This is a genomic window from Pseudomonas folii (assembly GCF_014357575.1).
In the GTDB taxonomy this organism is placed as follows: Bacteria; Pseudomonadota; Gammaproteobacteria; order Pseudomonadales; family Pseudomonadaceae; genus Aquipseudomonas; species Aquipseudomonas folii.
The window spans coordinates 1-11,572 of sequence record NZ_JACONW010000161.1 but is presented as its reverse complement, the minus strand read 5'-3'; the positions used below and the strand labels follow the sequence as shown (position 1 = coordinate 11,572).

Annotated in this window: 7 protein-coding genes, 1 rRNA gene and 1 pseudogene; 7 read left to right on the top strand and 2 right to left on the bottom strand. The window is 55.3% G+C overall.

Annotated elements, in window-relative coordinates; genetic code table 11:
- Nucleotides 1-23: 23 nt before the first annotated feature.
- Entirely contained in the window at nucleotides 24-1,526 is a 1,503-nt protein-coding gene (locus H8S59_RS23075; RefSeq protein WP_187522919.1) for a YdgA family protein, read from the bottom strand.
- Nucleotides 1,527-1,844: 318 nt separating this feature from the next.
- Between H8S59_RS23075 and H8S59_RS23070 the strand changes: the two genes are divergently transcribed.
- The 7 genes and pseudogenes from H8S59_RS23070 (at nucleotide 1,845) to H8S59_RS23040 (ending at nucleotide 11,326) form a co-directional block, all read left to right on the top strand.
- A complete protein-coding gene (locus H8S59_RS23070) occupies nucleotides 1,845-2,537 on the top strand; it encodes an HAD-IA family hydrolase (RefSeq protein ID WP_095101942.1) in 693 nt (230 codons plus the stop codon).
- Between the two features lie 339 nt (nucleotides 2,538-2,876).
- On the top strand, nucleotides 2,877-4,058 hold the full coding sequence (locus H8S59_RS23065) for an MFS transporter (protein ID WP_187522918.1): 1,182 nt from the start codon (nucleotides 2,877-2,879) through the stop codon (nucleotides 4,056-4,058).
- An 85-nt stretch (nucleotides 4,059-4,143) separates the two neighbouring features.
- Nucleotides 4,144-4,881 (top strand): GntR family transcriptional regulator, encoded by a 738-nt coding sequence (locus H8S59_RS23060; RefSeq protein WP_187522917.1) that lies wholly within the window; start codon nucleotides 4,144-4,146, stop codon nucleotides 4,879-4,881.
- A 757-nt stretch (nucleotides 4,882-5,638) separates the two neighbouring features.
- Nucleotides 5,639-6,433, top strand: coding sequence for a DUF3050 domain-containing protein (locus tag H8S59_RS23055; RefSeq protein ID WP_187522916.1), 795 nt, complete (start codon nucleotides 5,639-5,641; stop codon nucleotides 6,431-6,433).
- Nucleotides 6,430-7,376, top strand: a pseudogene (locus H8S59_RS23050) (diiron oxygenase). Before H8S59_RS23055 ends, H8S59_RS23050 begins: the two are co-directional and overlap by 4 nt.
- Nucleotides 7,373-10,822, top strand: coding sequence for a non-ribosomal peptide synthetase (locus H8S59_RS23045; RefSeq protein WP_187522915.1), 3,450 nt, complete (start codon nucleotides 7,373-7,375; stop codon nucleotides 10,820-10,822). Before H8S59_RS23050 ends, H8S59_RS23045 begins: the two are co-directional and overlap by 4 nt.
- Nucleotides 10,823-10,846: 24 nt before the next feature.
- A complete protein-coding gene (locus tag H8S59_RS23040) occupies nucleotides 10,847-11,326 on the top strand; it encodes an SRPBCC family protein (protein ID WP_187522914.1) in 480 nt (159 codons plus the stop codon).
- Between the two features lie 69 nt (nucleotides 11,327-11,395).
- Here the strand turns inward: H8S59_RS23040 and rrf are convergent.
- A 5S ribosomal RNA gene (rrf, locus tag H8S59_RS23035) occupies nucleotides 11,396-11,511 on the bottom strand.
- Between the last annotated feature and the right edge of the window lie 61 nt (nucleotides 11,512-11,572).

Here is an 11,572-nt window from a genome sequence, read left to right as displayed (position 1 = left end):
GCAAGCCAACTCCTACAAAATGCTTACTCGCCAGGAGGCTGTGCTATATCCATCCCCATGACCTTGCCCATGATAAGAGCCATAAATTGAGCCGGGGGCATCTTCTGGCCGTTGAAATCGACGATGTTATTGGCGTACTGCATGTTTGAGACGATGTTATCGCCATCGACCTTGGCCACTTGCATCATGACTGCCATGGCACCCACCATATCGCCAGCGGCTTTGGCCTGTTCAGCAATTGCAGCTGGATCGGTTTGCCCGGCGAGATTTGCTTGCAGGGCCGCCAGGTCGCCGATCATCGGTTTGGACAGAACCAGTCGCGCGTCCATCTGAGCGATGGCGTTGCGGAAACGCTCAGGCGATGGCTGTTCGGTACCGGTGTCGGTCAAATCCACAGCAACACGCAGATGACTTTCACCATTAGCCGTTTTGACGGCAAGCCTTTCAAGCTCGACGTGTGGCTTGGCGGCTAGCAGTTTGATGAGTTGCGCATCCATCAACTGCTGGTCCTCCGGGCTGAGTTGCAGGAAATACAGCTCACCGGCAGCGTAAGCGGCCTGTTGCTGCGGCATGATTTTAGTTTGATAAAAATCGTACAACGCTTTTGAGGCGGCGACGTCAAAGTTGCTGAATTTGAACGCCGACTGCAAAGCGCCCACCTCCTTGCCGTCGTAGCTGATCATGCCGAGGTTGTAGCTCGCCTGCCCAGCAAGAGTACCGCCCTCTTCCTGAATCAGACTGGTACCGGTCAAGTCTTTGACCGCGACGGGTGCCAGCCCCGCAATCTGCCCCACGAAGCTATCGACTTTCAAAGTGTTATGGCCCAGATAGAAGCCGGATTTGCCTTTGGTGCCCCCCATGTCCAGGGTTAGCCCTTTGGCAACCAGCGCGACATCCTCACCTTCTGGCGAGGTGACGTTCAGCTGGAAATCATCCATCTTGCCAAGCACTTTGATTTTTTCGGCATCAGCGCTGGCTTCAGTATCCAGTCGCAGACCCGAGAAGGTGAACGTACCGTCCGTGTCTTTCAACTCAAGCGGCGCCAACAGCAGCGCGCCACTGGTAGAGCGGTCATAGCCGATGCTGGCGTGGCCGGTAACCGGACTCACGCCCTTGCTCATGGCAAACCACTTGGCAGCACTGGGGCTTTGTTCCATTTCGAAGTTGCTCTGCGCCATGACAGGCAGCAGCTTGAAGCTCTTCAAACGAGAAAAAGGCAGTGGGCCGTGTTCGATGTTGTCGACGAACAGGAACTCGGCGTTTTTATCCTCAGTGGTGAGGCTCTCGTCGTGAATGCGTACACGGTAGTGCGCTGTGCTGCTAAACAGGTGCCGATCAATCGACAGCATTTCCAGCGTGATAGCACTGCCGGAACCTTTGAGGGATTTCACCAGTTCCTGGTTGCCCTGCTCGATCGAATCACGCAGTACACCTTCGATTCGGGTGCCCGTGTACCATGCTCCGGCGGTGGCCAGCGCCCCGACGACAACGATAACGCCAGCTGCGATGCCTACTGATTTATTCATGTTTTGACTCGAAGAGATCCGTTTCTGGTAATTGGAAAAATTCTTCCCTGAACCCTCTGCCGGTTTTTCGGCAGCCTGATTCCAGGCCAACCAAAGCAGCACAACGCAAGGGCGAAAAGTGGCGAGAGATTATCATCGCGCCCTTCTAGTGGCCCAGCGTTGTCGCTCTTTTGTGTGTACGAATGATCCTTTTCTACCGCTGTTGGGCAGCGATTCGGCCGTTTGGTTGCAAACTGCCTTCATTCAGTTGTGGGGTAGCAATCGTCTTGCTCCAGACGTTAGGCTGAGGCCCGGTTTGAAATAACAGGATCCGAGACGATGACTGAACAGCAAAGTGAGCGAGGCCCCATCAAGGCCGTGATTTTCGACATGGACGGCTTGTTGCTGGACACCGAAGGGGTCTACACCGAAGTCACGCATCTGATTGCCAGCCGGTATGGCCGCACATTTGACTGGGCCGTCAAGCAGCACACGATTGGCCGCGGCGCGCAGGACTTCGCGAGTTATGTGATCGAGGCGCTGGAACTGCCACTTTCAGTGGATGAGTTCCTTGAAATTCGCGCGCCGATGCTGGATGAGCGTTTCCCGAAAGCGCCCGCAATGCACGGGGCTGAAGCCTTGGTGCGGCATCTTGCGGCTAACAATATTCCCATCGCCGTGGGCACCAGCTCATCGGTCCACTATTTCAAAGCCAAAATCCAGATGCACCGCGCCTGGTTCGAACTGTTCGAGACGGTGGTGACGGCAGACGATCCGGAAGTCGGCGCAGCCAAACCTGCGCCGGACATTTTCCTGGTCGCCGCTCGCCGCCTGGGCATCGCGCCTGCTGATTGCCTTGTGTTCGAAGACTCGCCATTCGGTGTGACTGCCGCCAAGGCTGCCGGCATGTACGCCGTTGCGGTACCCGATTCGCACATGCCGCTGGAGCAGTATGAGCATGCGGACCTGATCCTGAAGTCGCTGGCTGACTTCCCCTTGCAGAACTGGGGATTACCGGGGATGAAGGGTTAAGGAACCTCAAGATGGTCACCCTCCTGTGGGAGCCGGGCTTGCTCGCGATAAGGCTAGCGCGGTAGGCAGATATACCGCGCTATCGTTTATCGCGAGCAAGCTCGGCTCCCACAGATTGGCCTTGATCTGGTGTACATCGCTTGCAGGCCAACACAGAACTCTCACAAATCATGTGCGATGTCGTGGCACCGGCTTTAGCAGGGAAGAGGCCGGGACAGACGCTGAAAATGTGTCTTCAGCAAATGTCGCTTTCCCGAGCATGATCGTCGCCGCCACTGACGCCAGCCTGCTTTGACTATAAGCTTGCCGGGCATTATTCCTTCAGGACGTAAACACCGCGTGGCCACGTATTCCCTTGTCATCCGTCGCCTGCTGATCTGCTCGCTGACCATCGTCGTCAGCCGTGCGATCACCAGCCCTTTGCTGACGCTATTCCTGAGTAATCGATTAGGGCTGAACCAGCAAGATGTCGGGTTGCTGATGGGCATCGCGGTCTTTCTCGCCACGCTGCTTGGGCTCTATGGCGGGTACATTATCGACCGTCTGGACAAACGCCGGCTGCTGATCGTGGCAATGCTTTCAAGCGCCATCGGTTTCACCTTGCTGACCTTTGCCCACAACGTTTACCTGACCACCCTGACACTGGTGATCACCGAAGCCGCGTCAGCGCTGTTTCTCATCGGTTCCAAAGCGATCATCAGCGAAAACCTGCCCATCGGCCTGCGCGCCAAGGTGTTCTCGTTGCGCTACACCCTGACCAATATCGGCTATGCGACCGGGCCGATGCTGGGGGTACTCATCGCCGGATACCTCCCCCTCGCGCCGTTTCTGATTGCCGCGGCGATTGCGTTGGGTAGCGTGTTTCTGATGGTGGGAATCGCACCAGTAACGCCTGCCGACAACGTTAAACCCCAGAGCTTCATCAACACGCTCCGTATCCTGAAAAGCGACCGCACACTGATTCTGTTCACCTGCGGCAGCCTGCTCAGCACCATCGTTCACGGAAGGTTCACGCTTTACCTGTCACAGTTTCTGCTGGTAACTCATGCGCAGAAAGATGCGCTGCACATTCTGTCTGCCATATTGGCCTGCAATGCCGTCACCGTGATCCTTCTGCAATATCAGATCGGCCGCTGGCTAAAGCGTGAAAGGCTCGCCGGGTGGATTTGTGTCGGCATCGGACTGTTCGTGTTTGGCCTGATCGGTTTCAGTTTCTCGAACAGCATGCTGACGTGGTGCATCGCGATGTTCATTTTTACGCTCGGGGAAATGATCATATACCCCGCCGAATATTTATTCGTCGATACAATAGCGCCCGAGGCCTTGCGCGGCAGCTATTACGGCGCGCAGAACCTCGCTGCCTTCGGCGGCGCACTGAGCCCGGTGATTTGCGGCTATCTGCTGATCAATACACCGCCCGCGACGATGTTTTATGTCCTGGCCGCACTGACGATGGCTGGCGGCACGCTATGCTTCATGAGCGCCCGCAAAGGAACGGCAGTCATGACCATGGATCGCTGACTTACGTGCTGGCGGTTTGACAACCTATAGAGCAGGACCTAGGGTCAATTGGATCCAATAACAGCACTCATGAAGATAAGCCTCGATGCCCAACACCGCTAGAGAAAGCCTATTGCGCGCGATCATAGGCGATGAACATACGCCTGCGCATTTAGCCAGGGCCGTGATCGAGGAAAAACTGCGCAGCGCTATTCTGGACGGGCGTTTACCGGCCGGGACCGCACTGCGTCAGCAGGAGCTTGCAACGTTGTTTGGCGTGAGCCGCATGCCTGTGCGCGAAGCACTTCGTCAGCTGGAAGCTCAGTCATTGCTGACCGTTGAGCTGCACAAAGGTGGCGTTGTGGCCCCGTTGATTGGCGAAGACGCGGTTGACGCATATGCGCTGCGGATTCTGCTTGAGTCCGAGGCTATTCGCCTATCGATCCCGCTGCTCGATGCCGACGACCTGGCCTTGGCGCGACGTTGTATTGAAGAGCTTGAAGTCGTAACCGACTATGCCGAGATAGGCAGGCTTAACCGTATGTTTCATATGGCGCTTTACGCCAAGGCTTCCAACAAGCGGCTGATGAAAGTGGTCGAGCAAGGCTTGAATGAAGAAGAGCGCTTTCTGCGCTTCAATCTGGAAGCCATGGGTCTGGGCAAGCTGGCACAGGATGACCACTGGGAATTACTCAACCTTGCCCAGGACAGAAATGTCGAAGAAGCCGTGCAGGCCCTGCAACTGCACCTCAACCGAGGTGTGAAAGCTGTCACTCAGTATTTACGTAGCCAGGCAAATGCTCAGCCATTGCCAGCACGCAAAGCGAAAAACCGCACCAGTTAGACCCTCTCCCTTCTTTCACGCGTGATTGAGCATTGCAGATGCTTGGTCGCGTTTGCCTGTCTGAAGGCTTACTGCATTTTCAGCCGTTCCTCGCGTTCCTTATCGCTGTTTGTCCTATCCCAGCAGGACCAGCCTTCCAGCCGAATGAGTCAAACTCGCCATGACCACGGTCGGGCGGGCCAGCGCAGCACCACCTGATTCTGGTTGATCGCCCAGGAAGTGACGGGCATGAAAACAGTCACCGGGAAAGGAGTTCTGCCGCTGGGCGCAGCATTATTGAAGGCTCACGCCAATAACGCCCATCACTATTAAATAAGTTGAATCATTGCAACTCAAGCAACGCTGAGCGGAGCACGCGCTCATTATTATTAATTTTGGCTCTAGTGAGTCGAAAGGGTTGCTTTCGCGCTTATAAAACTTATTCAAACGTTTTATAAGTACCCGCTCGCGCCCAAGTTACTCACCACACAAATAATTAAAATAATATTTGCCCTTCAACTTATTCATGTTCTAAGTTTTATACGAAGCGTCGGACATACCTGCTGAAAACCGAGCGATGTGCAGATGCCCTGTTCCAGCGCAAGCGCTTACAAGCGCCGTAACAAGCGGGCGCACGATCGAAAGAGGCACGTAAGCGAACTCTGTTCACGCTTCATAAATCCTTATTAACGCCTTCACCCACACGCACTAATACGGTTAGCCACACGCTGATACACCAGAGCATTACCGCCTGATGTTATTAATTCGAGGGATCGTCATGTACCAACAGGAACTGCAACTAACCCGTTTGAAATCGAAACTGGGTCAACACCCGATATTTTCCGAAATCAACTCAATTGAAGTGCTCAGGCGCTTCATGGAAACCCATGTGTTCGCCGTATGGGACTTCATGTCACTGACCAAGCGCCTGCAACAGGAGTTGACCTGCACGCAATTGCCCTGGCTGCCGCCCGGTGATGCAAAAGCCGCACGACTGATCAATGAAATCGTGCTGGGTGAAGAGTCCGACGACAGACCGGAGCACGGACATTACAGCCACTTCGAGCTGTATCTGGACGCCATGCGTGAAGTCGGAGCAAACACCCTGCAGGTCGAGCGCTTTGTCGAACTACAGAAAAAGGGCATGCACTACGCGACGGCATTGCAGCATGTGGAAGCAAGCGAAGCCGCCTGCAAGTTTGTCAGCCACACCCTTGAAGTGGCGCTGCATGCACCGGCGCACAGCGTCGCAGCGGCCTTTCTGCATGGTCGCGAAAGCGTCATCCCACAGATGTTTCAGAGCATCCTCGATGACTGGGGCATCACCGTCGAGCAAGCACCCACCTTTCGTTATTACCTGGAACGCCATATCGAGGTCGACTCCGAGGATCACGGGCCGGCAGCCGAAGCATTTCTGGCGCGCCTGATAGCAGGCGATGAGCAACGGCAGCTTGAGGTGTATCAGGCCGCCATTGCAGCCATCGAGAGCCGCATCGCGCTCTGGGACAGGCTGCGAATCAGCATGCACATCTGCCCCTTCTCTGATCTGAGCAGACAAGGAAGCCCATCATGAAAGCCGAAGACTATCTGTCGTTCGTCGATGCCTGGGAAGGTCGCGCTACGATTCGTACGCGCCCAAGGCGCATGCTCGAAAACGATGAAAAGCTGATCTACCCACTCAGCCGTCAACCTTTGGTGCTGAGCGATACCTTCACCCGTAAATGCGCGCAACTGCGTGATTACGTGCTGGGCAGACCCTCTACAAGTTCATCAACGATGTGGTGATTTTCGAAACGGAAATCGTCGACAAGACCGCCCGCAGCATCGCCAAGAACCGCTTCGCCATCCCCTTCCCGTTCGCTTGCCGCTATGACGCGATGACTGTCGTGATTGATGAGGATTACCACGCGCTGGTGGCCATGGATTTCATGCAGCAAACCATCGCGATGACGGGCATCGAGCCTATCGCTTTGCCGCAAGAGATCGAACTGAGTCGCGCTATCCCTGCTGCAGTCAAGCTGGCCCCGGAGCACTTGCAGAGTGCTGTAGAACTGATCTGCGTAGCCATCGCGGAAAACACGGTAACGAATGATGTGGCTGCCTTCGCCAAGGACGATTCGGTCAAACAATCCATCAAAGGGCTGATGGCTGACCATCTGCTGGATGAAGGCAGGCACTCCGGGTTCTGGGCGCGGTTGGTGTGTATTTATTGGCAAAGCGCAGCACAGGAGGATCGCGAGTGTATCGCGCGCATCCTGCCGGTGTTTATTGCGCAGTACCTGACTAACGACATTCAGAAGAGCTTTGATTTCAACCTGATCGAAAACCTGAACGTCGTGCCCGCCATCAAGCTGGCCCTCAAGGAAGACGTCGTCGCTCTGAGCTTTCCGATCAACAGCCATCACCCACTGGTTGGCAATATCCTGCGCCTCTTCAAAATCAGTTCGATGCTCGACTCACATTGCGTCAGAACCGCGCTGGCAGATTACCTGCCGGTACCGGGAGCACTGCAATGAGACGTCTTGAGATTGTGCTCATCGGCCAAAGCCTGACCCTGAGTGAATTGACTCAGGAGCTGCGAAGCCAGGGTCATCTCGTTGACCACCTGAAGGCTGCGCCGGAGCTGGACGTCTGCATCGCTCATACGGCGTCTTTGCTGATAGATGACGGTAGCCTGGAGTTACCTGTATCTGTCGGTCAGGTTTTTCGGGGTGACCATTTGGCGTTACGCGTCGGGACCAGCCCGGATGCAGAAACCGGCCTGGTGCGCCTGGAACTGCTGTGCTGGTGTGGATCGGTTGCCGCCCAGCGCCTGATCGCTCGCCATTGGCTACGTATTGAACACTCAGGTAATGGTCGAATGCTGCGGGATGCAGCGCTGACCTCGCTGGTCGACATGGCCTCATTACAGGTCAGTCGCCTGTCCCGGGACTCAACGTATTTAAACTCGGCAGCGACTGTCGAACCACCGCAATGCGAAAATCAGCACACGCTGCTCAGGGTTGATCAACTGCTCTTCGAGCACCGTTTCAATCAGACGGCCCAACCGCACCTTTCAAGACTGGCAGAAACGTCGCTCATCGACCGTCTGGAGCAAAGCCTGCGAGAGCATGCCGAGCGTACTGCATTAACCTTCGGCGATCAGCACATCAGCTACCGTGAGTTGCACGCTCACAGCGTTGCGATTCAGAAATTGCTGCTGCCGATGCTCGCCGAACAGCTCGATACAACGCCGGTGATTGGTATTTGTATGGCCAAGTCACCTGCGTTGTTTGCCGGGATATTGGCGATTCTGGGCTGCAGAGCCGTTTATCTGCCCCTTGATCCGGAACAGCCTCTGACACGTCAGCAGTACATTCTGGAAAACGCGGACGCCATTGTCCTGCTGCACGACGGCTCGCACCCGCTGGCAACTGCCGAGTTTTCCGCGCTGGACATCAGCGGTGTCGAGATCGGCAGCACCACTCAGCTTCCGGTGAATGGGCCCGCAGAAATCAATGCGCCGTGCATGGCGCTTTATACGTCTGGCACTACCGGGAAACCCAAAGGAGTGTTGCTGAGTCAGGGTAATCTCAGTCACTTCACGGCGTGGTACATCGATTACGTCAGGCTGTCACGGCAGAGTCGAGTGTTGCAGTTTTCGACACTGAGCTTTGATTCGTCAGTCATCGATATATTTCCGACTTTGCTCTGTGGTGGCGAATTAGTGGTAGCCACTGAAGATCAACGACGCGATCCACTGCAATTGCTGGGGCTGATTCAGCGGGGTATCAGTCACGCCTTTCTGCCTCCTGCATTGCTGAGCGTTCTGCCAACAGACATGCCATCAGGCATTGAGTACGTGATGACCGGTGGGGATGTCTGCGAGCCAGAGGTTATCAATCGCCTGGCTGCGACCTGCTCCTTCCACAATCTCTACGGTCCAACTGAAGCCACGGTGCTAATTACTGCGGGCCAGTTTCAGCCCGACAGCAGCAATCGTCATTTAGGACGCCCCATTGCCAACAGCAAGGTGCTGATCCTGGACGAGCAATTGCAGCCGGTCCCGGACCACACCCAGGGTGAGCTTTACATCGCTGGCCCGGGTGTGTGCCTGGGTTATATCGCTAACCCAACGCTGACCGCTGAGCGCTATGTGCTGCTATCACTACCAACGGGCGAGCAGGTGCGCGCATACCGCACGGGTGATATCGGCAAATGGACCGAACAGGGTATCGAGCTCTGCGGTCGGCTCGACAATCAGGTGAAGATCCGAGGCTTTCGCGTCGAGCCAGAAGAGATAGAACACTGTTTGCGCGACAGCCGTTGGTGTCGCCAAGTCGCAGTGGTCATTAATGACCGGCGACAGATCCTGGCCTTTGTTACTCCGGCGGCGGATCACGATACGTCTACGCTGGTCACCCGTTTACGCAAGCATGTCGAAACGGCGTTGCCGAGTTATATGCGGCCAACAGCCTACACATTACTGCCGAACATGCCGTACGCCAGTAACGGCAAAGTGGATCGTAAAGCTCTGCTTGAGATGCCCGTTCCGCAGGCTGACCCGCAACAACGGCGTCCACCGGAGACGGAGCTGGAAGAGCAGTTGCTCGACCTTTGGGCAGAGTTGCTGGGTATACAGAGCACGGAGATTTCCACCGATGAAAGCTTTTTCAACCTCGGCGGGCATTCGATACTGCTGTCCCGATTGTTGTTAGGCATTCGCGAACGTTTTGGTCATAGCGTCCCGATCAACCGCTTCATCGAAGCTCCAACACTGCTCACCCTGGCTGGCCTGCTCCAATGTCATAACGCAACTGCGGGCACTGTCAGCAAGCAGGCGCTGAGCGATGCGGATAAAGCGTTTGAGTTGCCAGTGTTGCCGGTCAGCCAATCAGGTGATGTTCGTAAAGTGATCGTCACCGGAGCCAATGGTTTTCTTGGGGTGCACATCGTTGAAGCATTGGTCGCATGGGGGGCGAGCGAGGTTGCCTGCCTCGTGCGTGAGTCTACCGGGCAAAGTGCGCAGCAGCGCTTTATGGAGGCGCTGCGGGAAAATCGGCTTGAGCATCTGGACCTGAGTCGGGTAACCGTCTACCCGGCAGATGTCAGCCAGCCACAGCTTGGCCTGAGTAATACGGTTTATGAGCGCCTGGATCGAGACTTTGGCGCGCTCATACACAACGCAGCCAACGTAAACCATGTGCAGGATTACGAAACACTGGCTCGCGACAATGTTGCCCCTATCTTCGAATGCCTGCGTTTGTGTGAAGGACGCAGCAAGAAGATCTTCAATTTCATCTCCACGCTGTCGGCTTGCAGCACCGTCGACGATCAGGGGCGAGTTCTGGAGCAGCCTGCCGCAGCGACCCCGCCCATTTACATCAAGAACGGTTACAACCTCTCGAAATGGGTCGCGGAACGCATTCTGCAGCACGCGGTTAACGAGGGCGTACAGGTAAACATCTATCGCCCTGGAAACATCGGCTTCAACAGTATCAGCGGCGTCTGCCAACCCCAAAAAAACCGCTTGCTGCTGATGTTGAAGGGGTCACTGCAGTTGGGACAGGTTCCACAGTTAGTCATGAACTTCGATCTGATGCCCGTGGACTTCCTGGCGCGCTTCGTGGGTTTTCACGCAAGCCGTTATCAAGCCGGACAGGCCGTGTTCAATCTGCATAACCCTGAACCACTGACATGGGCCGACTACGTCGATTCGTTTCGCGAGGCGGGCCGCGATTTCCAGATGGTCAGCATCTCGCAGTGGCAAGCCCAGCTCGGCCGTGTCGATAGCCAGAACGCGTTATTCGGCGTGCTGGGTTTTTATCTGAGCGGCTTCGAGGAAGACATTGGCGATATCTCGATGATCGAGTTCAGCAATGCCAAGGCAGGCGTAGCGCAGATGGACGAGCGCTATCCCCGCAAAGACCCGGCACTACTCCGCAGGGGCTGCCTGTACCTGAAAGAAATTGCCTTCATTTGACTCCCCAAAACTCAGGAGAACGACATGACACTTACTAAACAGCTAGAACCCGATACCTTGATCAGAAACCCTGAAGGACAGCGTGTGGTGTCCTCGGTTGAAGTGGCCAGTGATGCTCAAAGCGTTTGGAGCATCGTGGGTAACTTTGCGGGCTTCCCGGTTTTCATCCCTGCATTGGAAGCGTGTGAGGTTTACGGCACAGGCGTACGCTCAGTACGCAAGAAGCTTTTCAAGGATGGAAACATCGTCATTGAGCAGCTCAATTCTCGTAACAACGAAGAGATGAGCATGACCTGGTCGCTGATCTATACCAGTCTGAACATTGGCAACTTGTGGGCTGCCATGAACGTTGAAGAGAAAGGACCCGCTCAATGTGTTGCTACCTGGACAATCATCGGCGAGCCCGCCAGTGGAGGGCCTGAAACCTTGACTGACTTCGAGGCATTCCTTCAGGCCTTTGCTGACGACGCCATGAAGAACGTACGTAAGCTATTCGACTGCTAAGGCTGCTTTTGGCAGGCCTAAAAGACAAAACCCCCGATCGCGTTAGCGATCGGGGGTTTCGGAAATTAATCTTGACGATGACCTACTCTCACATGGGGAAACCCCACACTACCATCGGCGATACATCGTTTCACTACTGAGTTCGGGATGGGATCAGGTGGTTCCAATGTTCTATGGTCGTCAAGAAATTCTGTAGCTGATCCGTTACTGAAGTAACGGATCGGCGAAATTCTATGGCTTCTACTA

What these genes read in the sequence shown, in the direction of transcription:
- H8S59_RS23075 (WP_187522919.1), bottom strand. Translation starts at nt 1,526, where the DNA reads ATGAATAAATCAGTAGGCATCGCAGCTGGCGTTATCGTTGTCGTCGGG.
- H8S59_RS23070 (WP_095101942.1), top strand. Translation starts at nt 1,845, where the DNA reads ATGACTGAACAGCAAAGTGAGCGAGGCCCCATCAAGGCCGTGATTTTC.
- H8S59_RS23060 (WP_187522917.1), top strand. Translation starts at nt 4,144, where the DNA reads ATGCCCAACACCGCTAGAGAAAGCCTATTGCGCGCGATCATAGGCGAT.
- H8S59_RS23055 (WP_187522916.1), top strand. Translation starts at nt 5,639, where the DNA reads ATGTACCAACAGGAACTGCAACTAACCCGTTTGAAATCGAAACTGGGT.
- H8S59_RS23045 (WP_187522915.1), top strand. Translation starts at nt 7,373, where the DNA reads ATGAGACGTCTTGAGATTGTGCTCATCGGCCAAAGCCTGACCCTGAGT.
- H8S59_RS23040 (WP_187522914.1), top strand. Translation starts at nt 10,847, where the DNA reads ATGACACTTACTAAACAGCTAGAACCCGATACCTTGATCAGAAACCCT.